We start from the raw sequence: 21,640 nt of genomic DNA on the forward strand, positions 1-21,640 counted from the left end.
CTGCAACAAAGATCAAAGAACACGACACCGAGCACGCTGTAGAGCAGGACCACCCCAATTGACCCAAGCGCCGCGCATTCGCCCCCTCAAGCCCGAAGACCGGCCGAGCTGGGACTTGTTGTGGCGGGCATATCTTGAATTCTACGAAACGGCCTTGCCCGACGAGGTCTACGACAGCACGTTTGCGCGCCTGCTGGGGGATGATCCGCAGGACTTTTCATGCCTTGTGGCCGAGTTGGACGGCGAATTGATCGGGCTGACCCACTTCCTGTTTCATCGCCATGCCTGGAAGATCGAAAACGTCTGCTATCTGCAGGATCTCTATGCCAGCCCGCATGTACGCGGCACCGGTGTCGGTCGGGCGTTGATCGAGGCCGTCTATGCCGAAGCCGATCGAAAAGGCGCGCCCGATGTCTACTGGCTGACGCAGGAGTTCAACCATACGGCGCGCCAGCTTTATGACCGCGTCGGCCAACTGACGCCTTTCCTCAAGTATCGGCGTCCATGAAACGTCTGGCCGGCATATTTCTTGGCTTTGTCCTTGCCGGATGCAGTTCGGTCGACCGGATTGAGTTGCCCGATGAAATCAAGATGACCGAGGCCGCGGCACCGGTGACTCAGGCTTTCGGCACGCCACGTCCTTTCCCGCCGGCCCGGTCGAATACGAACATCGCGGCGGATTTCGTGGACCTGCATTTCTCGCTGGAAAGCGGCACTGCCCTGCCGGTGTTCACACGGTTCGAGGGTCCGATCACAGTTCGGCTGACGGGCGCCCCTGCCCCCACGATGCGGTCCGACCTGACGCGTCTGCTGACCAGACTGCAGCGCGAAGCCCGGATCGACATCCGCCAGGTCAACGATGGGCAGGCCAACATCACGATCGAAGCAGTGACCCAACGCCAGATCCAGCGGCTTCTGCCGCAAGCCGCGTGTTTCGTTGTACCCAACGCGTCCAGCCTCGAGGAATACAACCGAGACAAGCGCAAGACCAAAAGCAGTTGGCGCGCACTGCGCAGCCGCGAGCGGCTGGCGATCTTCATTCCCAACGATGTCAGCCCCCAGGAAATGCGGGATTGCCTTCACGAAGAACTTGCACAGGCGATCGGGCCTCTGAACGACATGTACCGCCTGCCGGATTCGGTCTTCAACGACGATAATTTCCACACTGTCCTGACCGGGTTCGACATGCTGATCCTGCGCGCGACCTATGCGCCGGAACTACAGACCGGAATGACCCGGGAACAGGTGGCGCAGGTCATACCCGGGGTCATCGCCCGCCTGAATCCGCGCGGTGCCAATTTGCCCGTCCAGCCAATCTCGGAGACCCCGCGCGAATGGATCGACGCCGTGCAACTGGCGGTCGGCAAGGGCCGGGCCTCGCCGCGGCAAATGCAGGCCATCGACCGCGCGATGCGGATCGGCCGAGAGCAAGGTTGGACCGATCACCGCCGGGCGTACCCCCATTATCTGAAGGCCCGTTTGGGTGAATTCGACGCCCCTGAGGAAGCGCAGCGCGAATACGCCATAGCCCTGCAATACCTGCGCGCGACCCCCGGAACCGAGCTTCAGCGCGCGCATATCACGGTTCAGACGGCGGCCTATGCCCTGACCCAGGGGCGCGGCCCCGAAGCCCTGCCGGACCTCGACCGGGCCATCGCGACGATGACGCGGGCCGAAAACGCCTCGATGTTGGCGACGCTGCTGCTGCTGAAGGCCGAGGCCCTGAAGCAGGCCGGCAAACCCGAACAGGCACGCTCCGTCAGACTGGACAGTCTGGGGTGGGCGCGCTACGGGTTTGGCTCGGAATTGGTGGTCAGCTCGTTGATGCAGGACGTCGCGCTGGGGGCCCCGTAACATCGCAAAAGGCGGATGACGAACACATGCTAGTGGTTGTGGGAATGGCGGTCCTCGGGGCGGCTCTGGGCGCGCTGACGGCACGAAAACGCAAAGGCAGCGGCGCGGACATCGCCCAATATGCAGCCGGCTACGGCATTGCATTTGCATTGGCGGGACTGGCCATTTCGCTTGTTCTGGTGCGGGTGATAGGCTGAGCCGATGTTCATCCCCTTTTTCGAAAACCTCAGAAAAGCCGGTATCCCCGTTTCGTTGCGGGAATATCTGACGTTTCTCGAGGGGATGAAAAAGGGGCTGGCCACCTACGACATTGAGGCGTTCTATTACCTCGCCCGTGTCTCGATGGTGAAGGACGAGCGCAACATCGACAAGTTCGATCGCGCCTTTGCCGCCAGCTTCGAAGGGCTGTCCGAGATCACCTTCGATCAGGTGCTCGAGGCCGTGGACATCCCGGCCGAGTGGCTGGCCAAGATGACCGAGAAGCACCTGTCAGACGAGGAAAAGGCTGAGATCGAGGCGCTTGGCGGTTTCGACAAGCTGATGGAGACGCTGCGCGAGCGGCTGAAGGATCAGCAAGGCCGCCACCAGGGCGGCAACAAGTGGATCGGAACGGCGGGCACCTCGCCCTTCGGCGCTTACGGCTACAATCCCGAGGGCGTGCGCATCGGCCAGAAGGAAAGCCGCCACCAGCGTGCGGTCAAGGTCTGGGATAAGCGCGAGTTCCGCAATCTGGACGACACGGTCGAACTTGGCACCCGCAACATCAAGGTCGCGCTGAAACGCCTGCGCCGCTGGGCCCGTGAGGGCGCCGCCGAAGAACTGGACCTCGACGGCACCATCCGCGCCACGGCCGAGCACGGATACCTGGACGTCAAGACCCGGCCCGAACGGCACAATGCGGTCAAGGTGCTGCTGTTTCTCGATGTTGGCGGCTCGATGGACCCGCATATCAAGGTGGTCGAGGAATTGTTCTCGGCCGCGCGGGCCGAGTTCAAGCACCTGGAATATTTCTATTTCCACAACTGCCTGTACGAAGGCGTCTGGCGCGACAACCGCCGCCGGTGGGATGCGCAGACCCCGACGCATGAGGTGCTGCGGACCTACGGCCCCGACTACAAGTGCATCTTCGTGGGTGACGCGTCGATGTCGCCCTACGAGATCGCCTATCCCGGCGGCGCCAACGAGCACTGGAACGCCGAGGCCGGCCAGGTCTGGCTGCAACGCGCGCGCGAACAGTGGACGTCGAACCTGTGGATCAACCCGGTGCCCGAGAAATACTGGGAATACACCCATTCCATCGGCATGATCCGCGAGATCTTCGAAGACCGGATGGTGCCGATGACGCTGGCCGGGCTGGAACGCGGCATGCGCGAGCTGACGCGATAGCGCCAGCCCGGCTTTGGTTTTATCCCGCGATTGCCTGAATTCCCAGGAACAGCAGACCTGACAACAAGGCCGCCGCGGGCACGGTTATCACCCAGGCCGCGATGATCGTCAGGAAATGCGACCGGCGCACCAGCTTGCGGCGGCGGCGCTCTTCGGGGGCAAGCACCGGGCGTTCCGGCACGGCACCGCGCGCCTTGATCAGGCGTCGCTCGGCGTCCCATTCCCGGAAGAACCCGACACCGAACACCGCGCCAACTGCGATGTGGGTTGAACTGACCGGCAGGCCAAGCCAGCTGGCCACAATCACCGTGATCGCCGCCGACAGCGCCACGCAATAGGCGCGCATCGGGTTCAGCTTGGTGATCTGGCTGCCGACCACCCGGATCAGCTTGGGCCCGAACAAGAACAGACCGAACGAAATGCCGAAGGCGCCGATGATCATGACCCAGGGCGGAATGTTCACCGCATGGGTGAAATCACCCACCGCCGAAGCCTGAACGATGGCGGCCAGAGGTCCGACGGCATTTGCCACGTCATTGGCCCCATGCGCAAAGCTGAGCAGCGCCGCCGAAATGATCAGCGGGATGCCGAACAGGATCTTCAGCGACTTGTTGCGGTTCTCCAGCCCTTCGGCCTGACGGCGAATGACAGGAATCGTCACCATCCAGATCAGAACTCCGCTGACCAGACCGATCACCAGGGCCGTCTGCAGGTTGATCTTGAACAGGTGTTTCAGGCCTTTCAGCGCAAGGTACGAGGCAAACGCCCCGGCCATGATGCCGACCAGAACTGGAACCCATTTGCGCGCAGCGGCGATCTTGTCGTCCTGGTAGATGATCCGCGCCTTGATGAACCACAGGAATCCGGCGGCGATGATGCCGCCCAGAAGCGGCGAGATGACCCAGCTTGCAGCGATCTGGCTCATCTTGACCCAGCTGACCGCGCCGAACCCCGCCGCCGCGATCCCTGCCCCCATGACGCCCCCCACGACCGAATGCGTGGTCGAGACCGGAGCGCCAACCCAGGTGGCCAGGTTGATCCAAAGCGCAGCAGACAACAGCGCGGCCATCATGGCCCAGATGAAGACGGTTGCCGTTCCCATGCTTTCGGTATTGATGATGCCCTTGGCGATGGTCGAGACCACGTCTCCACCCGCGATCAGGGCGCCGGCGCTTTCGAAAACTGCGGCAATCGCGATGGCGCCGCCCATGGTCAGGGTGTTCGCGCCCACCGCCGGGGCCATGTTGTTGGCCACATCGTTCGCCCCGATGTTGAGCGCCATGTAGGCTCCGAACATGGCCGCAATCACGACGATCATCGTGTTGCTGGCCTGTCCGAACAACAAAGCAGCCGTGATCCCGGCGATCACGATGAACACGAAGGCGATGCCCGATCCGACGAACGGCCGCCCGACCTGCGCCGTTGCAACCTCGAGGCGGGAAAACCGCCGCAGGTCACGATCCAGTGTTTCAAGGTGCCGGGCTTCTAAATCATTGTTGGCCATTTGTCCCTCTTGCATAGCGCGCGCTCGCACAGCGTGCGCCGTGCCCTAGAAGGCTTTTGCCTTCATTTCAACCTTTGAAATATGGAAACTGCGATCTGACGCCGCGCGATTTCCGTCTCACGAACTGCCCCAGGTCGCCCATGTTGCCCGAAAGTGATGAGGAACGACTTGCCCCCGCATCCCGATCCGCCCATATCTGAGATATGTTGCGTCTGACCCCAATTCTGCTGGCGATCGCCTATGCCATTGTGATGTATCGGATTTCCGTCTGGCGCACCCATCGCGAGCTGGATGCGAAGTCGACCGAACTGGCTGATCCCGAGTTGAAGCGTATGACCGACCGCCTGGCCGCCGCCTTGGATGTGGCGCGCGTGCCGGTCTATATCTATGAAATCGACCCGGTGAACGGGCTGGCCGCACCGGACGGGCGCATTTTCATCACCCGAGGCTTCTATCGCAAGTTCCGCAACGGCGAGGTCTCAGCCGAGGAGATGGCCAGCGTCATCGCGCACGAGCTGGGACATGTTGCGCTGGGCCACGCCCGGCGGCGGATGATCGATTTTTCCGGTCAGAACGCGATGCGGGCGGCGCTGATGATGCTGCTCAACCGGTTCATTCCCTTCATCGGCGCGTGGATCGCAAATGCGCTGACCGCGCTGCTGGCTTCGCGCCTGTCACGGGCGGACGAATACGAGGCGGACGAATACGCAGCCGCCCTGCTGACCAAGGCCGGAATCGGGATCGGGCCGCAGAAATCCCTGTTTCACAAGCTTGAGGATCTGACCCAGCAGCGGGCGGGCGTGGTTCCGGCCTGGCTGATGAGCCATCCCAAGACGGACGAGCGGATTGCCGCGCTGGAGGCCCTTGAACAACGTTGGGAGCGTGGCTGAGGGTCAGAGTGCGAGAGGACAGCCTCTCGCGATATTTGGAGCCAGGGGAAGAGGTCAGGCCGCCAAAGCCTTGCCGAGACGTGGCAGGCGGGCCTTTTTCATCAATGCGCGCAGGGTCCAGATGTCGCCCGACAGGCGGTTGGCTTCGGTCAGGACCGATTGGGCCACCTCTTCGACACTGCTCGGGTCACTCTGCCAGATGCCGTGAAGGAAGCTGTCGGGGTCGATACGCGCAAGGCCCTCTTCCGCCAGAATATTCCTTGGAAAGTCTTTGGCATTCACGGTGATGATCGTGTCGGCCGAAGCGGCGACTGCGGTGGCCAGCACATGGGTGTCGGCCGGATCGGGCAGCCAGAGTCGCTGTTCGAGGCCGGGTGCCTCGGGGCGTTCGGCCTGCGGCCAATGTGCCTGCACCAGCGCGATTTCGGCCCGGGCCTGCGCCTCGCCCTCGGGTCCGAGTTTGCGGGCGGCGCGGGCCCATTCCTCGAGGATGCGAGCCGACCAGAGCGGGGTGAAATGGCCCCGCGTGGCCACGCCCAGCAGCATCTCGCGCATCACCGTCGGATAGATGACGCAAGTGTCAAGAACCGCCTTCACAGCCGGTAGAACACGGATTTCAGATAGCCGCTCTCGGCCAGCTGCGGCAGTTGCGGATGGTCGGGTCCGGCAAAGCCGGTGTGGATCATCTGCGCCTGACGCCCGGCCCGACCGATACCGCGGGCACAGGCCTCGCGAAAGCGGGTCAGGTCGGCGGCATGCGAGCAGGAACACAGGCCCAGATACCCCCCCGGTTTGACAAGCGGCGCGGCCAGGCGGGCGATCCGCTCATAGGCCCGCAGCCCGGCATCCAGCGCCTGTTTCGACGGCGCAAAGGCCGGCGGATCGCAGATGACCAGGTCGAACTGCGCACCGTCCTCACCCAGCTGGGTCAGAACGTCGAAGGCATCGCCCTGTCGGGTTTCAAAGCGGTCACCGAAGTCCGATGCGGCGGCGCCCTGCTCGGCCAGAGTCAGCGCGGCGGCCGAGCCATCGACCGACAGCGCGTGGTCGGCACCACCGGCCAGCATGGCCAGACCAAACCCGCCCACGTGGCTGAACACGTCCAGCACATGCGCGCCGGGTCCTCCCAGCCGGGCGGCAAAGGCGTGGTTGGGGCGCTGGTCGTAGAACAGGCCGGTTTTCTGGCCCCCGGTCAGGTCCGCCATGTAGGTTGCGCCGTTCATCGGAACGGGCAGCGGAGCATCGGGCGCGGTGCCGCGCAGGGTCTGATTCACGTCATCCAGACCTTCCAGCCCACGGGTGCGGCCCGAGGCGTTCTTGAGCACGGTCGTCACCCCCGTCACCGAGATCAGCGCGTCGGTCAGAAGGTCCAGATGCGCCTCGGCCCAGGCGGCGTTGGGCTGGATCACGCAGGCATCGCCAAAGCGGTCGATGATGACACCGGGAAAACCGTCGGCCTCGGCATGGACCAGCCGGTAGAAGGGCGCATCGAACAGCCGTTCGCGCAGGTCGAGCGCGCGGCGCAGGCGGGTTTCGAACCACCCGGCGTCCAGCTGTGCCGACAGGTCACGATCCAACACCCGGCACATGATCTTGGAATCCGGGTTCACTGCCACCAACGCGATCGGGGCGCGTTTGTCATCCTCTAGCACGGCCAGCGCACCAGGCGCGATTTTGCGGGTGCGCCGGTCGGTGACGATGTCATTGGCATAGACCCAGGGAAAGCCGTGGCGCAGACCGCGCGCGTTGGCTTTAGGTTTCAAACGGATTCTGGGGCGGTCGGGCATGTCGGCATGGGTCATGGCGCCCTCATAGTCGCGATTGTGCGGCCAGAAAAGCCCCTCTGGCGATCCGTCAGCGTTGGCGCGCCCGCCAGCCGCCGCGCCGGCGCGGAGCCTGCGCGGTGTCCAGCCCTTCGCGCAGAACCTGTGTCATGGGATGGTCGGCATCCTGTGCGGCATAGACAGCATGCAACTCGGTCATCGCCTGCTTCTGGTCGCGCCCGTCCGGCAGGCTGAGCGCCCAGTCCAGAAAGATGCTTCGGCACTCGGGCAGCGTGATTCCGTCGATGCGATAGGCCTCGCGGATCAGGCCCTTGGGGTCGTTCGGGTCGTCACTGCGCGCCATCCGCACTCTCCTCGATCACCGCGCCGATAACTTCGGCTGCGGCAGCATAGCTGTCCTGCAAGGCGGACTGTAACTGTTCGACCTGCTCGAACCCGGTCGCCCGGCACAGAAAGGCCGTGCCCCCCTGCCCGATCTTGTCGGCCTCGATCACCTTGCCCGACAGTAGCCGCGCCGCGCATTGCACCGACCAGCATAGGTCATATGCGTCCTTCAACACCTGCGCCTGAGCGACATTCAAAAGACCCGCAGCGACCGCTCCGTCCAAGCCCGAGTCGACGTCGCGCTGTGGCGCGCCGGACAACAGTGCGCCGGTTTCGGCCATAAGTTCGATATCCAGCAGACGGCCGGGGCCATTCTTGACATCCCAGACACCGGCGGGAGATTTCGCGGCCGCGAGGCGTGCGCGCATGTCGGACACTTCGCGCAGGACCTGATCCTTGTCGCGCGGGCGAGACAGGAACTGCGTTCGGAAAGCTTCGAAATCGTCTGCCAGATCCGTGTTGCCTGCAACTGCACGCGCGCGGGTCAGGGCCAGATGCTCCCAAACCCAGGCTTCCTGCTGTTGGTAATGAGTGAAGCTGGCCCAGCTTGTAGCAACTGGCCCCTGATTGCCGGACGGCCGCAGTCGCATGTCGACCTCGTACAACCGTCCTTGCGCCATCGGTGCCGACAGGGCGGTAATCAGCGCCTGTGTAAAGCGCGCATAGTACGTGCGCGTAGCCAGTGGCTTGGGGCCTTCGGACATGTCCACCGCTTGCGGGTCGTAGATCACGATCATATCCAGATCGGATTGCGAGTTCAGCCGAGCGGCCCCCAATGACCCCATGCCCAGCACCACAGCGCCACGCCCTGGGGGGGAGCCGTGCTTCTGCGAAAACTGCCGCTCTACGCAGGGTAAGATCGCGGCGATGACAACCTGCGCGAGGTCGGCGTATTGCCGCCCCGCCTGCAACCCGTCGATCAGACCGCGCAGGTGGTGCACACCGATACGGAAATGCCATTCCTTGCACCAGCGCCGCGCCAGATCCAGCTGCGTTTCATAGTCCGACTCAGCCGCCAGCGCGTTGGACAGTTCAGCTTGCAAGGCGGACTGACCGGGCCACTCGGCAAAGAAGCTGCCACCGATCACCGCGTCGAACACCTGGGCATTGCGCGACAGATGCGCGGCCAGTGCATGCGAGGTGCCGACGATGTCGACCAGCAGGTCGATCAGATGCGGGTTGGCTTCGAACAAGGAAAACAGCTGCACACCGGCGGGCAATCCGGCCAGAAACCCATCCAGCGCCAGCAGCGCCTCGTCGGGGCGGGCGGTCTTGGCCAGCCGGGCCAGCAATTCGGGTTTGAGCCGCTCGAAAATGCGCGCGCCCCGTTGCGAGCGCAGTGCCGGATAGGTCGGCCAGCGGGCCAGAACGCCGGCGTCGAACTCGACCGGGGGCGCTGCGGTCGGCGCGGGGCCGGCGCCGGGCGCGAAAAAGCCCTCGGTCAGCTCGTGCACCTCGGTCAGGCGGCGGGTCAGATCGGCTGTCAGGTCGGCGCTGGTGGTGCCCATCAGGCAGGCGATGCGCTCGATCCCGTCGGGCGACTGCGGCACCTTGTGGGTCTGCGCGTCATGCACCATCTGGATACGGTGTTCGACCTCGCGATGGGCGCGGTAATGGTCGGTCAGCTTGTCGGACACGTCCTGCGGCACCCAGTCCTTGGCCGCCAGCGCGGCCAGTCCCGGCACCGTGCCGCGCACCCGCAGGTCGGGGTCACGGCCGCCGGCGATCAACTGTCGGGTCTGGGTAAAGAACTCGATTTCGCGAATGCCGCCCTGCCCCAGCTTCATGTCATGGCCGGGGATCGTCAGAGCCCCCCCGGTGCCCTTGTTCTCGCGGATGCGCAGGCGCATGTCGTGAGCGTCCTGGATGGCGGCGAAATCCAGATGGCGGCGCCAGACAAAGGGCCGCAGGGTCTCCAGAAACCGCTGCCCGGCGGCGATGTCACCGGCGCAAGGGCGGGCCTTGATATAGGCTGCACGCTCCCATGTGCGGCCCAGGCTTTCGTAATAGCGCTCGGCCGCCTCGGTCGCCATGCAGACGGGGGTGACCGCAGGATCGGGGCGCAGGCGCAGATCGGTGCGGAACACGTACCCATCGGCCGTCTTGTCGCTGAGCGTAGCGCAGAAATTGCGCGTGGCCCGCACCATGCCCTGCCGCGCCTCATAGAAGTCGTCGGGATCGTACCGGGTTTCGTCGAACAGCACGATCAGGTCGATATCCGAGCTGTAGTTCAGTTCGTGCGCACCCATCTTGCCCATCGCCAGGATCACCATCCCCGCGGCGGTCTCGACGTCGTCTTCGGTCATGCCGGGCAGCTTCTTGCGCCGGATCAGCGCCGCGATCTCGGCCTTGGCCGCGATGTCCACGGCAAGCGCCGCGAAGTCGGTCAGCGCGCCGGTGACCTGCTCGAGGTTCCAGGCTCCGGAAAGGTCGGCCAGGGCCGTCAGCAAGGCAAGCCGATGCTTGGCCTGCCTCAGCCCCGGTTTCAGCTGGTCAGGAGCCAACGCACGCGCGTCGTCCATGATCTGCGCAAGGGCGTGCTGCGGCCGATCCAGCGCCGGGGCCAGCCAATTGCGCTCACGGTCGATCAAGCTCTTGAGGTACGGGCTGCTGCCTGCGGCACCAGTCACCAGTTCGGACTGATCAGCGGTCAGATCCGGCACTGCGGCGCAGGCTTCTCGCCCCAATTCGGGGTCGTAGGGACGCGGGACGCGTTGGATGGTAAGATTGTCGGTCATGGGCGAATTCCGGTCAGTTAACGTCGACTGGAGTGTCCTGGCTGAAGGTATTGATCCAGCCATCATCCCGGCGTTCCCACAACGATGAGATCAGCATCGCCTCGCGCGCGGACGCACCCGGCCGCTGATAGTCCGCCCGGTAGGACAACAGGACGATATCCGATGTCAAAACGCGCAGTTGCGCCGCGCTCAACTCATATGACTCCATGGTCGGGCTGTCTGCGAACTGACCCACATGATCGTCACGATTGGCGAAACCGGATGGGTATACGCCCAGAAAATCGGCGCTCAGCAACGCCCGGTCCGCCTGCGCATCACCCTCGACCAAAGCGGTCCAGACCTGCTGCTCCAGGTTCAGGATTTCTTCAAGCGTCGGGGCGGGCTTGTCGTTGTGCGTGTTCATGCCCGCACGTTGCGCAGGATCAGAACTGCCGTCAACCGGGGCACTTAATGTAAATCTTTTTCACATCACCCCTTGCATCCGGGCCGGGCCACCCCATCTAGATCAATGTGAACACAATTTACATCAACCTGGAGAGCCCAAATGACCGCATTGTCCGAACACGCCGTCCCCCGCAACCCGGGATGGTTGCACCGTGCAGAGGCCTGGCTAGACGACAAGGGCAAAGGCGCCTGGATCGCTGCCATGGTCCTTGGTTTCATCTTCTTCTGGCCCGTTGGCCTGGCCCTTCTGGCCTATATGATCTGGAGCAAACGCATGTTTAGCAAATCCTGCAGCCGCCGCCATTCCTGGCACAGTCACATGAGCGCGATGAAGCCCTCGGGCAACAGCGCATTCGACGCCTACAAGGCCGACACGCTGGCCCGCCTGGAACGGGAACAACAGGATTTCGAAGCCTTCCTGCACCGCCTGCGCGAAGCCAAGGACAAGGCCGAGTTCGACCAGTTCATGAACGAACGCGCTCAGGAGAATACGGCGGACGACAAGGACGAAACCGCCTGATACCCTACCGCCCTGCCCCCTCTCTGTGGGACAGGGCAAACCTCAACAACCTACCGGAAATTCCTTCATGTCTCATCTGCCCGACCCGGATCGTCAGCCGGACTTCTACAAATCCGTGGCGATCAAACGCTTTTTCGCGTGGCTGTTCGATATCGCCTTCATTTCGCTGCTGTGCACGGTTGCCATTCTGCTGACCTTCGGCATGGGCCTGTTCGTCATCGCGCTGATCTATGCGGTCGTCAGTTTCATCTACCGCGTTGTCACCATCGCAAACGGGTCTGCCACGCTGGGTATGCGCTTTATGGGGATCGAACTGCGCGACGCATTTGGCGAACGCATGGATACCGGCAAGGCCGTCGCGCATACAGCCGGTTACTTTGTCAGCATGGCGTTTCCGATCCTGCAGATCATCTCGGTCATCATGATGCTGACCAGCGCACGCAACCAGGGCCTGACCGATGCCTTCCTCGGCACCGTGATGCTGAACCAGCGCGCCTGACACGGCCCGTTTCTGGGACTTGGCGACCCCAGAAACGGTTGCTATCATCGGCCCCGAGGAAACACGGGGCCTTCATGCGACACACGCTGCCGATTGCGCCGCAGTTCTATGTGACTGCACCACAGCCCTGCCCTTATCTCGAGGGCAGGATCGAGCGTAAGCTGTTCACCGCCCTGCAGGGCGAAGGCGCGGATCAGCTGAACAACTCTCTGTCGCAACAGGGGTTTCGCCGGTCTCAAAACGTTCTGTACAGGCCCTCCTGCACCGATTGTGCGGCCTGCCTGTCAGCCCGGATCGACGTCTCGGCCTTTTCCCCGACCAAAAGCCAGAAACGCGCGGCGCGGCGCAATGCGCATCTTCAGCGACGCGCGACCTCACCTTGGGCCACCGACGACCAGTACGAGCTGTTTCGGCGTTACCTGGACACACGGCACGCCGATGGCGGCATGGCGGATATGGACGTGTTCGAATTCGCCGCGATGATCGAAGAGACTCCGATCCGCAGCCGCGTCGTTGAATATGCCGACCCCAAAACCGGAAACCTGATCGCCGTCAGCCTGACCGATGTTCTGGATGACGGGCTGAGCATGGTCTATTCGTTCTATGATCCGAACCAGCCGCAAAGCTCGCTGGGAACCTATATGATCCTCGATCATATCGACATCGCGCGCGAGGCCGGACTGCCCTATGTTTATCTGGGCTATTGGGTCCCCGGCAGCCCCAAGATGGGCTACAAGGTGAAATTCGCAGGGCTCGAGGTCTATGTGAAAGGCGGGTGGCAGCGTGTGGACGACCCGGAGGCGTTCACCGATTCAACGCATCACCCGCTTTCGACCGCTCCGATTGCCGAGCAGGTCGCGAATATCCAACTTCCCGATCGCCACCCCACCAAAGGTTGAATTCTGATGCAGCAAGGTTTGCACGCCGTCACTCTGGTGGTGCCGGACTATGATGACGCGATCGCGTTCTACACCAAGACGCTTCGGTTCCGGCTGACCCAGGACATCGATCTTGGCGAAGGCAAACGATGGGTGTTGGTTACTCCGCCAGGCAGCGATGGGGCTGCTCTGCTGTTGGCCAAGGCTGACGGAGACAGCCAGCGGTCCGCAATCGGAAATCAGACCGGTGGTCGTGTCGGGTTTTTCCTCAGAACCGATGATTTTGCCCGCGATCACGCAGACATGCTGGCCAACGGGGTCCGGTTCGAGGAAGATCCGCGCCATGAACCCTATGGCATCGTTGCCGTCTGGCAGGATCCGTTCGGTAACCGTTGGGACCTGATCCAGTTCACCTGACAACCGGCGTCAGCCGGGACCAAAGCAAAGGGGGCCTCGCGGCCCCCTTTTCAATTTGATAACGCCATCACCGATCAGTTCGGGATCAGGTCCGGCACGATGGTGACGATCGACGGGAAGAACCACAGGATTCCGATGCCCACCACCTGGATCAGCACGAAGGGGATGATTCCGCGATAGATATGGCCCGTCGTCACCTCTTTGGGCGCCACGCCGCGCAGATAGAACAGCGCGAAGCCAAATGGCGGTGTCAAGAACGAGGTCTGCAGGTTCACCGCCACCATGATCGTCACCCATTTCGGATCGAACGACCCGCCATAGATCACCGGACCCACGATCGGGATCACGATGTAGATGATCTCGAGGAAGTCCAGCACAAAGCCCAGGATGAAAAGCACCAACATCACGATCAGGAAGACCGTGAACTCGTTGTCAAAGCTTTTGAGGAACTGCTGGATATAGTGTTCGCCGCCGAACGAGATCACCACCAGGTTCAGCAGCTGCGAGCCGATCAGGATGGTGAAGACCATCGAGGTCACCTTGGCGGTTTCCCGCACCACCGGAGTCAGAACACCGCTGGTGAACAGCACCCAGCACGCGAACAGCAGCCCGAACAGCGCGTACAGATACGCGGCGTAGGCCAGGATGAACGCGATCCAGCTTTCCACAGTCACGCCACCCTGGTTGACGCGCAGATCGAAGTTTACGCCCATCAACAGGCAGATGACGACCGCGAAGGTCGACCAGATGATCACCTTGCCGGATCGCCCCTGATCCTGCAGCTTGCGATAGGCCGCCAGCATGATGGCGCCGCCTGCCCCCAGCGCCGCAGCCGGCGTCGGGTTGGTCACACCACCCAGGATCGAGCCTAGAACCGCGATGATCAGAACCAGCGGCGGGAAAACTACGCGGATCAGATCATTGGTGGCACAGCGCGCCGCCGCGGCTTTGCAGCCATACATGGCCAGTGCGAACGGCACCGCCAACAGCAGGAACGTGGCCCCCGACGAGGTGGTCGGCGCAATCAGCAGCACATCGACCAGCAGCATCAAGACAAGCCCGATCCCCCCTACGATCAACGGCTGCGGCGATTGCGACGGCGCAATGCCCCGGCCCATCACCAGCGTCAGACCCAGCAGCACGACAATCACCGCAACACCGGTGCCGATCGGAGCGGCGGCGGCGATCTTGGCTTCACGCGCTGCGGCCAGTTCTTCCTCGCTCAGTCGCTGAGACTCGGACACGCCGCCGGCAGCGTCGATGGCTTCCTGCTCGGCCACGGCCATGTCCCAGGCCTCCTGACCATGCAGTTCGATCATCGAGGCCTTGCACTCTTCGGACACGTTGGTGCGCAGCGTCGCTGCCTCACCGATATCCGAGAAGCCCGAAACCGTGATATTTTGGCTGCCGATGGCGCCCAGGTTGCCCAGCAGCACCGCGCCCACGATCAGAGCGACAGGGGCACCCAGAAGCCAGGTCAGGCCTTCCGAGCGGGTGATCGGCTCGCCGCTGCCGCCTGACAGTTCGACCGCAGGTGCCTTGTGCGGGTTGAGCAGCGCGTAGCCAAAGGCATAAAGCGCATAGAGCAGCGCCAGCATGATCCCCGGCAGCAGCGCCGCCTGGAACAGCGTACCAACCGAAACCACGGCCGGCTCGCCCAGATAGGTCAGCGCGTCGGTACAGCCCGCTTCGACCGCGCGAGTCTCCTGCGCCGTCGAATACAGGTCACCCGCCAGCGTGCCCAGCAGAACGATCACGATCGACGGCGGAATGATCTGCCCCAGCGTGCCCGAGGCCGCAATCACGCCCGTCGCCAGTTCCGGCGAATAGTTGTTGCGCAGCATGGTCGGCAGGGCCAGCAGGCCCATCGTCACCACGGTCGCGCCCACAATCCCGGTTGAGGCCGCCAGGAATGCCCCCACGACCACGATCGACACCGCCAGACCGCCCGGCAGCGGGCCAAAGACGCGCGCCATTGTGGTCAGCAGATCGTTGGCGATTTTCGAGCGTTCCAGCGTGATGCCCATCAGCACGAACATCAGCACCGCCAGCAGAGTCTCGATCGACTGACCGGCCAGAACCCGTTCGTTGATGCGGTTCACGATGAAGGACACGTTGCGGTCCAACGCGGTTTCCCAACCCTGAACAAAGACCGGCTCGGCGATCCTTGGCAGGTCCGGGTATCGGAACACGGATATCACATCGGGTTTCACGCCCGAATTCACGATGTCCCGATAGGCTTGCGAGCTTGTGTCGATCGCCTGGTGGATCAGCAATCCGGCGCTGTCCAGCGCGGCGATGATCCCGAAAGAGATGATGCCGGCTCCGCCAATGGCAAACGCCACCGGAAAGCCGCTGAGAATTCCGCCAAACAGGCAGAGGAATACGATAATGAGGCCTATCTCGACGCCATCAAGTCCGAATAGCATTGTCTTGGTCTCCGTCCTTAATGTGTGCCTTCGTAGGCTTCTTCACCCTCGCCAAGGCTGTCCTTGTCGAGGTATTTTCCAGCGCTTTCCGGGCCTTCGACATATTCGAGATAGGACCGGTAGAAGAACGCGATCGCGTGCAGGAACACCATCGCGGCAAAGGCCACAAGCAGGATCTTGAACAGGAAGTAGGCATTGAAGCCGTTGGGGCTGAAGCCGATGGTTTCGACATTCCAGCGCAGCGCGCGGGATTTCATCACCAGCCGGTCCAGCGTGTCGCTGGCCGAGGGCTTCGGCACGATCAGGTGACGCCACATGAAGTACCAGCCATACATCCAGGTCAGCACGGCGATGGGCATCATGAACAGGATCGAGCCCAGCATGTCGACCACGCGCTTGGCCCGGTGCGAGATGCCGGCATAAACGAGGTCCACGCGGACGTGGCCGCCCTGCACGAAGGTGTAGGTGCAGCACAGGCAGACGACGAGCGCGTTGTACAGCTTCAGCTCTTCGGCGTACCAGCTGATATCCATCTGAAACGGGATACCCAGACCAAACGCCATGTCAGGCCGCGCGAAAACGCGCTGCATGAATACGATGACGATTTGCTGGATCACCATCAGCAGGCCCGCCCAGGCAAAGAAACGCCCGGTCGTGTTGGCGAACCCTTCCAGAACGCGCACCATGCCCCACATGAAGCCGCGGAAGTAAAGCCCGATCGCGGTCAGCACGAGGAAGATCGTGAAAACCACGAAAAAGAACTCGACCGACCCGCCGTAGTAGACAAAGCGCATGATCGCTTCTTTGTCCGACCAGTTCAGCCACAGCTGCGGATGCGTGATGGCGTATCCGAAATTATAGAAGGCTTCGGCGATGCTTTGAACGAACCAGACCAGTCCGTTCCATAGGGCGCCGAAGAACGAGATACCGTTTTCGTCCTGCATAATGTCCCCAGGTCCCGTTGGTTGCGACGCTGATTATAGCGGAAAACCGTGCGATCCGCGCATCTGCAACAGGAAAGGTTTCCCCGCACGTGGCGGGGAAACCGTTTGATTGCCAGAAGGCCAGTTAGCCCAGAACGCGGTCGCGCTGAGCGGTGTAGACGCCCGACGACATGTTCAGCCACGACGACGAAGCTTTCATCGATGCCATCGCGCTGTCGTGGATCTTCTTGAACAGCTCGTCGCTCATGTTCTCGGCCAGAACTTCCTGGCTGGCTTGTCCGAAGGCATCCCAGACACTGTCGGGGAATTCCATGACCTTCACGCCACCGGCCTGCAGACGCTGCAGCGCCGCGCCGTTGTTGGCCAGGAACTGTGCCAGGTTCCACTGGTGCGCTTCGGCGGCAGCGATCTCGATGATCTTCTGGTGCGCCGGCGAGAGGCTTTCGAACACGTCGCGGTTGGTGGCCAGCGACAGGCCTGCGCCCGGCTCGTGGAAACCGGCGGTGTAGTAGATCTTGGTGATCTCCTGGAAACCGGCCTTTTCGTCTGCCCAGGGACCGATCCACTCGGTGCCGTCGATGGCACCCGAGGACAGTGCCTGGTACACTTCCGAACCCGGAATGTTCTGAACCGATGCGCCCAGTTTGCCCAGAGCCTTGCCGCCCAGACCCGGCATACGGAACTTCAGGCCGTTGAAGTCTTCGGGGCTGTTGATCTCTTTCGAGTACCAGCCGCCGGCCTGCGCACCGGTGTTGCCTGCCAGGAACGATTTCAGGCCGAAGATCTGGCCCAGTTCGTCATGCAGCTCCATGCCGCCATCGAAATAGTACCAGTTCACCAGTTCCTGCGCGGTCATTCCGAACGGAACGGCGGTGAAGAACGCATAGCCAGGGTGCTGACCGACAAAGTAATAGTCAGCGGCGTGATACATGTCAGCCTGACCCGACGAGACCGCGTCGAACACTTCGAACGCGCCCACCAGTTCGCCCGCGGCCTTGATGTCGACGGTTAGGTTGCCGTCGGACATTGCGGTGATGCTGTCGGCGCAACGCTGCGCGCTGTCGAACACGCCAGCCAGACCGCGGCCCCACGAGGTAACCATGGTCAGCGTGCGCTTGCCCTGCGCATAGGCAGGTGCCGCCAGTGCGGTTGCCGCTGCGGCCGAGCCGCCCAGTGCCGACGTCTTTAGAAACTTACGACGATCCATAAGAGTATTCCTCCCCTTCATAGTCACGACTCGGGCAGCGCCCGAGCCAGTCGTTTACGGTAGCGTCACCCTAATGATGGCCGGTTGAAAAGGAATACCTATTACTACGTAGATCAGATGGTTTTTTCTGCAGAACGCGCAATTCCCGGGCTCGTTTCGACCCGCAAACCGCGAGTTCCGGGCGTTCCGAGCGCCGGAATGCCCAATCTCTTTGCAATTTCACCCCCGCTTGCGTATCGATTCGACCATGGGGAAATTCCGCGCTCTGCTTTCACTGACCTATGCTCAGAAGCTGTCGCTGGTGGCGGCCATTCCGCTGGTCGTGGCCGTGGCCGCAATCGCGGTCATGGTGGCCTACGAATCCCGCGCGACTGCTGAACGCGAAATCAAGGCGTTGGAGCGTCGGCTGATCGAGGCCAAGAAGGAAGAGCTGCGCAATTACGTGACACAGGCCCGAAACGGGTTCGCATATATCTACGGACGCGCGTCTCCGGATGACAAGGTCGCCCAGAATCTGGTGACCCAGATCCTGTCGGCGATGATCTACGGAAAGGACGGGTTCTTCTTCGTATACGATTATGACGGCAACAACCTTGTCAGCCCGCGCCAGACCGAGTTCATCAACCAGAACTGGGAAGGCCTGACGGACAGCGAGGGTGTTCCGGTGGTCGACGAGTTCATCCGCCTGGCCCGGCAGGGTGCCGGGTGGCACAGTTTCATGTGGCAGAAGCCCTCGACCGGCGAAGAGGCGATGATGATCGCTTATGTCGTCGGCCTGCAGGATTGGCGTTGGGCCGTGGGAACCGGTGTATTCATCGACGACATCGTGGCCACCGTTGCAAATGCCCGCGCCGAGGTCGAAGCGCGGGTGCAACGCACGTTCCTATATATCGGCGGTATCGTTCTGGCGGCGGTTCTGATCGTCTTCGCCTCGGGGATGCTGTTGAACATCCGCGAACGCCGGCTTGCGGATGCCAAGCTGAAGGAACTGACCAAGCGGGTCATCGACGCGCAGGAGGAAGAGCGCGGCCGCGTGGCACGTGAGCTGCATGACGGGATCAGCCAAATCCTGGTCGGGGTGCGCTATGCGCTGGACAATGCCCGGCGGCGCCTGTCCAAGGGCGATCATGACGGCGCACGTGCGCCGCTGGACAAGGGCATCGACAACCTGGGCACCGCGATTACCGAAGTGCGCCGCATCAGTCGCGATCTGCGGCCCGGAGTTCTGGATGACTTGGGACTTGGCCCGGCCCTGAAGGCGCTGACCGATGATTTCCGCGAACGGACCGGGATCGAGACCGAGTTCTCGACCGTCGTGTTCCGCAATCGTCTGGACCAGGACAGCAAGATCGCCCTCTACCGTATCGCGCAAGAGGCGCTGACGAATATCGAACGCCATTCTGGTGCAACCCGCGTCACGATCGACCTGCGCGGCCACAAGAAGGGCGCGACCATGCGCATCACCGACAACGGCCGTGGCCTTCGGTCACGACCGGGCCGGGTCAGCACCGGGATCGGGCTGCGCAACATGCAAGAGCGCATAGAACAGCTTGACGGATCCCTGCGTATCCTGTCATCACGCGGCGCACAAAGTGGTACAGTGATCGAAGTCAGCCTGCCGCTGAGCCACCTGTTGCCGCCGCAGGAAGACGCGACACCCAAAGGAAAGGCCGGTTCCTGATGACCGAAACGATCCGAGTCCTTATCGTCGACGATCACCCCATGGTCGCCGAGGGCATCCAGTCGATCCTCGAGAGTTTTGACGACATCAAGGTCGTCGGCACGTTGGGCAATGGCCGTGACGCCGTGGATCAGGCCGCGCGCCTGCAGCCCGATGTCATCCTGATGGATTTGAACATGCCGGGGCTCGGGGGGCTCAGCGCCACGGAGCTGATCCTCGAACGCTTGACCGACACCCGCATTCTCATTCTGTCGATGCATGACAGCCCGGAATACATCTCGACCGCATTGAGCCACGGGGCCAAGGGCTACGTTCTCAAGGATGTGCCGACGGACGAAATCAAGCAGGCCATAGACGCGGTCATGCGGGGAGAGCGCTATTTGTGCACCGGGGCGATCGGATCGTTGGAACCGAAAGAGGATGCGGCGCGCGAAGCGCTCACCGGACGCGAGCAGACGATCCTTCTGGAACTGGCGCAGGGCAAGTCGAACAAGGAAGTCGCGCTGGCGCTGGATATTTCGGTTCGCACGGTCGAAACCCATCGCAAAAACATCAAGCGCAAGCTGGGCATCTCATCGACTGCCGGCCTGACCCGATACGCGCTGGAACATGGCGTTCTGCAAGGAACCGGCGTGGCCTTCTGACGGCCGCGCCATCAGCGCAGCTTCCGCGCTTCAGCGGATTCCCTCGCCGAAAAAGATCAGCGTGCCGTCCTCATCCAGAACGTGAAACTCTCGCTGTTGATATGGCTGATCGAATGGCGCACGAACCCGCCCTTCGGGGAGGTCTTCGAGTTTGGGACGCAGGCTTTCGTACAAATCGTCTATATCCTCGACATCGATATAGAAGGATTGCTCGTGGCCCAGCGGCAGGCCATCCGCGCGCGGCGGGCATTCCAGCAGGCGAATTGCAACCGGGCCAAGCTTGAGAAAAGCATAGTTGTCTTGCGTGAACCCACACGCGAAACCCAGACGATCGCAGTAGAATGCAATTTGTCGGCTCAGCGAGGAACACAGGACAAAAGGGGTCAGCTGAAGAATACGTGGCACCTTGCACTCCCTGGCAGGATCTGACTGCTCCACCCTAGCACGGGTCAGTCCAGAAGCTCATCGTTTCGCAACCCCTCCCTGTCGCGATGACACGGCAGCACACGGCCATAGAGCTGCCGGGTACGCTCGACCCCGCCGCACATGCCTTCGGCCTCGACAAAGGAGAATATCCCCACGTAGCGCGGCCGTGCACCCGACACTGGCGCCACGCGATGCAAGGAATAGCGCCCCCGAAAGATCTGCAGATCACCGGGATTGAGCTCCAACTGGCGCACCATTCCCATATTGCCGTCTAGAACCGAGGCCACCTTGTCAAAGTTCTCCTCCTCAGCGGTGCGCAGGTTCGGCGCGTATTCAAAGGCGCCGCCTTGCTCGCCATTCTGGATCGCCAGAGTAACCGTGTAGTTGTTCGTGTCGAAATGCCACGGAAAGCCCTGCCCCTCTTCGACCACGTTGATGATCACATCCGCCAATGGATCATCGTAGCGAAAGAACCGATCCGCGGGTTCATTCAACGCGTCGCGGATGAAGGGCAGAAATCCTTCGAACTCGTAGATTCTGCGCAGGGGGCCGGTAGACGGGAAATTGTCGGCCGGAACAAAGGCGTTCGACCGGTCATAGAACCGACGGATCGGGTGGGCGATACCAAAGCGGGGATCGTCCTTGGTGAAATAGGCGTTGGTCCGGTTGAAACTGCGATGCGCACTCGGCGCGACGGCTTCGGCTTCGGTCAGCAACTGACTCAACCCGTCTTCGTGGACAAATCCGGGTAAAACTGCGCAACCATCTTTGTCGAGGTCACGACGAATGTCATCGATCAACCGATCATAGGCCGCCGAATTCGGACGATCGATCGGATAGCGCCCTAGGTCCACCAGATCCACCAGCATGCCGTCCTCCCTGACTTGTTCGCAGCCCCAGCCTGACCCAGCCCGGACCCCGCATCATGCCCGTTTCAGACATCGCTCTGACGCATTCTGACCTCGACCACCGCTCGGAACTCGGCAAAACTCGGCCAGTATTTCCGGAAAT

General features: G+C 62.2%; 22 protein-coding genes. 11 read left to right on the top strand and 11 right to left on the bottom strand.

Going from position 1 to position 21,640, the window contains the following annotated elements; translation table 11 throughout:
• The first annotated feature begins 58 nt into the window (after window positions 1-58).
• Genes ACR0IR_RS07400 through ACR0IR_RS07415 form a run of 4 tightly spaced genes read left to right on the top strand, consistent with a single transcriptional unit; the run spans window position 59 to window position 3,240 of the window.
• A complete protein-coding gene (locus tag ACR0IR_RS07400; RefSeq protein WP_170363283.1) occupies window positions 59-508 on the top strand; it encodes a GNAT family N-acetyltransferase in 450 nt (149 codons plus the stop codon).
• Window positions 505-1,854 carry a DUF2927 domain-containing protein gene (locus ACR0IR_RS07405; protein ID WP_170363282.1) on the top strand — a complete coding sequence of 450 codons (1,350 nt, stop codon included), beginning with the start codon at window positions 505-507 and terminating at the stop codon, window positions 1,852-1,854. Before ACR0IR_RS07400 ends, ACR0IR_RS07405 begins: the two co-directional genes overlap by 4 nt.
• A gap of 26 nt (window positions 1,855-1,880) precedes the next feature.
• Window positions 1,881-2,051 (top strand): hypothetical protein, encoded by a 171-nt coding sequence (locus tag ACR0IR_RS07410; RefSeq protein WP_170338198.1) that lies wholly within the window; start codon window positions 1,881-1,883, stop codon window positions 2,049-2,051.
• 4 nt (window positions 2,052-2,055) lie between these two features.
• Window positions 2,056-3,240, top strand: coding sequence for a vWA domain-containing protein (locus ACR0IR_RS07415; protein WP_170363281.1), 1,185 nt, complete (start codon window positions 2,056-2,058; stop codon window positions 3,238-3,240).
• Window positions 3,241-3,259: 19 nt separating this feature from the next.
• Here the strand turns inward: ACR0IR_RS07415 and ACR0IR_RS07420 are convergent, their stop codons facing one another.
• A complete protein-coding gene (locus ACR0IR_RS07420) occupies window positions 3,260-4,744 on the bottom strand; it encodes an inorganic phosphate transporter (RefSeq protein ID WP_170358865.1) in 1,485 nt (494 codons plus the stop codon).
• 203 nt (window positions 4,745-4,947) lie between these two features.
• Here ACR0IR_RS07420 and ACR0IR_RS07425 point away from each other — a divergent pair, with 203 nt between their 5' ends.
• The gene (locus ACR0IR_RS07425; protein WP_093962334.1) at window positions 4,948-5,634 is read left to right on the top strand and encodes a M48 family metallopeptidase; all 687 of its coding nucleotides are present in this window, start codon (window positions 4,948-4,950) and stop codon (window positions 5,632-5,634) included.
• Window positions 5,635-5,688: 54 nt separating this feature from the next.
• On the opposite strand, the gene ACR0IR_RS07430 is transcribed toward ACR0IR_RS07425, so the two are convergent.
• Genes ACR0IR_RS07430 through ACR0IR_RS07450 form a run of 5 tightly spaced genes read right to left on the bottom strand, consistent with a single transcriptional unit; the run spans window position 5,689 to window position 10,943 of the window.
• A complete protein-coding gene (locus ACR0IR_RS07430; RefSeq protein ID WP_170363280.1) occupies window positions 5,689-6,231 on the bottom strand; it encodes an RSP_2648 family PIN domain-containing protein in 543 nt (180 codons plus the stop codon).
• Window positions 6,228-7,436 (bottom strand): RSP_2647 family RNA methyltransferase, encoded by a 1,209-nt coding sequence (locus ACR0IR_RS07435; protein ID WP_170363279.1) that lies wholly within the window; start codon window positions 7,434-7,436, stop codon window positions 6,228-6,230. Before ACR0IR_RS07435 ends, ACR0IR_RS07430 begins: the two co-directional genes overlap by 4 nt.
• 52 nt (window positions 7,437-7,488) lie before the next feature.
• Complete coding sequence (locus ACR0IR_RS07440; protein WP_170363278.1) at window positions 7,489-7,761, bottom strand: hypothetical protein; 273 nt, start codon at window positions 7,759-7,761, stop codon at window positions 7,489-7,491.
• Window positions 7,748-10,540, bottom strand: a complete 2,793-nt coding sequence (locus tag ACR0IR_RS07445) for a [protein-PII] uridylyltransferase family protein (protein WP_170363277.1) — start codon at window positions 10,538-10,540, stop codon at window positions 7,748-7,750. The genes ACR0IR_RS07440 and ACR0IR_RS07445 overlap by 14 nt, the downstream gene beginning before the upstream one ends.
• A 13-nt stretch (window positions 10,541-10,553) precedes the next feature.
• Window positions 10,554-10,943: a nuclear transport factor 2 family protein gene (locus ACR0IR_RS07450; RefSeq protein ID WP_170363276.1), complete on the bottom strand. Its 390-nt coding sequence runs from the start codon at window positions 10,941-10,943 to the stop codon at window positions 10,554-10,556.
• A 141-nt stretch (window positions 10,944-11,084) separates the two neighbouring features.
• On the opposite strand from ACR0IR_RS07450, the gene ACR0IR_RS07455 reads away from it, so the two are divergent.
• The 4 genes from ACR0IR_RS07455 (at window position 11,085) to ACR0IR_RS07470 (ending at window position 13,298) form a co-directional block, all read left to right on the top strand.
• The gene (locus ACR0IR_RS07455; protein WP_170338185.1) at window positions 11,085-11,504 is read left to right on the top strand and encodes a DUF2852 domain-containing protein; all 420 of its coding nucleotides are present in this window, start codon (window positions 11,085-11,087) and stop codon (window positions 11,502-11,504) included.
• Window positions 11,505-11,571: 67 nt separating this feature from the next.
• The gene (locus tag ACR0IR_RS07460) at window positions 11,572-12,003 is read left to right on the top strand and encodes an RDD family protein (RefSeq protein ID WP_093962341.1); all 432 of its coding nucleotides are present in this window, start codon (window positions 11,572-11,574) and stop codon (window positions 12,001-12,003) included.
• A gap of 74 nt (window positions 12,004-12,077) precedes the next feature.
• A complete protein-coding gene (locus ACR0IR_RS07465; RefSeq protein ID WP_093962342.1) occupies window positions 12,078-12,902 on the top strand; it encodes an arginyltransferase in 825 nt (274 codons plus the stop codon).
• Between the two features lie 6 nt (window positions 12,903-12,908).
• The gene (locus ACR0IR_RS07470) at window positions 12,909-13,298 is read left to right on the top strand and encodes a VOC family protein (protein WP_170363274.1); all 390 of its coding nucleotides are present in this window, start codon (window positions 12,909-12,911) and stop codon (window positions 13,296-13,298) included.
• Between the two features lie 74 nt (window positions 13,299-13,372).
• Here the strand turns inward: ACR0IR_RS07470 and ACR0IR_RS07475 are convergent, their stop codons facing one another.
• The 3 genes from ACR0IR_RS07475 to ACR0IR_RS07485 all read right to left on the bottom strand — a co-directional run bounded on the left by ACR0IR_RS07475 (window position 13,373) and on the right by ACR0IR_RS07485 (window position 17,878).
• Complete coding sequence (locus ACR0IR_RS07475) at window positions 13,373-15,727, bottom strand: TRAP transporter large permease subunit (RefSeq protein WP_170338179.1); 2,355 nt, start codon at window positions 15,725-15,727, stop codon at window positions 13,373-13,375.
• 17 nt (window positions 15,728-15,744) lie between these two features.
• The gene (locus tag ACR0IR_RS07480; RefSeq protein WP_170338177.1) at window positions 15,745-16,671 is read right to left on the bottom strand and encodes a TRAP transporter small permease subunit; all 927 of its coding nucleotides are present in this window, start codon (window positions 16,669-16,671) and stop codon (window positions 15,745-15,747) included.
• 124 nt (window positions 16,672-16,795) lie between these two features.
• On the bottom strand, window positions 16,796-17,878 hold the full coding sequence (locus ACR0IR_RS07485) for a TRAP transporter substrate-binding protein (protein ID WP_093962346.1): 1,083 nt from the start codon (window positions 17,876-17,878) through the stop codon (window positions 16,796-16,798).
• 247 nt (window positions 17,879-18,125) lie between these two features.
• On the opposite strand from ACR0IR_RS07485, the gene ACR0IR_RS07490 reads away from it, so the two are divergent.
• Window positions 18,126-19,559 (top strand): cache domain-containing protein, encoded by a 1,434-nt coding sequence (locus tag ACR0IR_RS07490; protein ID WP_170363273.1) that lies wholly within the window; start codon window positions 18,126-18,128, stop codon window positions 19,557-19,559.
• Complete coding sequence (locus ACR0IR_RS07495) at window positions 19,559-20,203, top strand: response regulator transcription factor (protein ID WP_170363272.1); 645 nt, start codon at window positions 19,559-19,561, stop codon at window positions 20,201-20,203. The genes ACR0IR_RS07490 and ACR0IR_RS07495 overlap by 1 nt, the downstream gene beginning before the upstream one ends.
• A 30-nt stretch (window positions 20,204-20,233) precedes the next feature.
• Here the strand turns inward: ACR0IR_RS07495 and ACR0IR_RS07500 are convergent, their stop codons facing one another.
• Window positions 20,234-20,608, bottom strand: a complete 375-nt coding sequence (locus ACR0IR_RS07500; protein WP_170363271.1) for a bleomycin resistance protein — start codon at window positions 20,606-20,608, stop codon at window positions 20,234-20,236.
• Between the two features lie 44 nt (window positions 20,609-20,652).
• The gene (locus tag ACR0IR_RS07505) at window positions 20,653-21,498 is read right to left on the bottom strand and encodes a HalD/BesD family halogenase (RefSeq protein WP_170363270.1); all 846 of its coding nucleotides are present in this window, start codon (window positions 21,496-21,498) and stop codon (window positions 20,653-20,655) included.
• Between the last annotated feature and the right edge of the window lie 142 nt (window positions 21,499-21,640).

The organism is Ruegeria sp. CF2, from assembly GCF_056537385.1.

Coding starts and splice junctions, on each gene's coding strand:
- ACR0IR_RS07445 (WP_170363277.1), bottom strand. CDS start 10,540: ATGACCGACAATCTTACCATCCAACGCGTCCCGCGTCCCTACGACCCC.
- ACR0IR_RS07415 (WP_170363281.1), top strand. CDS start 2,056: ATGTTCATCCCCTTTTTCGAAAACCTCAGAAAAGCCGGTATCCCCGTT.
- ACR0IR_RS07420 (WP_170358865.1), bottom strand. CDS start 4,744: ATGGCCAACAATGATTTAGAAGCCCGGCACCTTGAAACACTGGATCGT.
- ACR0IR_RS07495 (WP_170363272.1), top strand. CDS start 19,559: ATGACCGAAACGATCCGAGTCCTTATCGTCGACGATCACCCCATGGTC.
- ACR0IR_RS07480 (WP_170338177.1), bottom strand. CDS start 16,671: ATGCAGGACGAAAACGGTATCTCGTTCTTCGGCGCCCTATGGAACGGA.
- ACR0IR_RS07405 (WP_170363282.1), top strand. CDS start 505: ATGAAACGTCTGGCCGGCATATTTCTTGGCTTTGTCCTTGCCGGATGC.
- ACR0IR_RS07460 (WP_093962341.1), top strand. CDS start 11,572: ATGTCTCATCTGCCCGACCCGGATCGTCAGCCGGACTTCTACAAATCC.
- ACR0IR_RS07465 (WP_093962342.1), top strand. CDS start 12,078: ATGCGACACACGCTGCCGATTGCGCCGCAGTTCTATGTGACTGCACCA.
- ACR0IR_RS07485 (WP_093962346.1), bottom strand. CDS start 17,878: ATGGATCGTCGTAAGTTTCTAAAGACGTCGGCACTGGGCGGCTCGGCC.
- ACR0IR_RS07455 (WP_170338185.1), top strand. CDS start 11,085: ATGACCGCATTGTCCGAACACGCCGTCCCCCGCAACCCGGGATGGTTG.
- ACR0IR_RS07490 (WP_170363273.1), top strand. CDS start 18,126: ATGGGGAAATTCCGCGCTCTGCTTTCACTGACCTATGCTCAGAAGCTG.
- ACR0IR_RS07435 (WP_170363279.1), bottom strand. CDS start 7,436: ATGACCCATGCCGACATGCCCGACCGCCCCAGAATCCGTTTGAAACCT.
- ACR0IR_RS07425 (WP_093962334.1), top strand. CDS start 4,948: ATGTTGCGTCTGACCCCAATTCTGCTGGCGATCGCCTATGCCATTGTG.
- ACR0IR_RS07470 (WP_170363274.1), top strand. CDS start 12,909: ATGCAGCAAGGTTTGCACGCCGTCACTCTGGTGGTGCCGGACTATGAT.
- ACR0IR_RS07475 (WP_170338179.1), bottom strand. CDS start 15,727: ATGCTATTCGGACTTGATGGCGTCGAGATAGGCCTCATTATCGTATTC.
- ACR0IR_RS07505 (WP_170363270.1), bottom strand. CDS start 21,498: ATGCTGGTGGATCTGGTGGACCTAGGGCGCTATCCGATCGATCGTCCG.
- ACR0IR_RS07410 (WP_170338198.1), top strand. CDS start 1,881: ATGCTAGTGGTTGTGGGAATGGCGGTCCTCGGGGCGGCTCTGGGCGCG.
- ACR0IR_RS07450 (WP_170363276.1), bottom strand. CDS start 10,943: ATGAACACGCACAACGACAAGCCCGCCCCGACGCTTGAAGAAATCCTG.
- ACR0IR_RS07440 (WP_170363278.1), bottom strand. CDS start 7,761: ATGGCGCGCAGTGACGACCCGAACGACCCCAAGGGCCTGATCCGCGAG.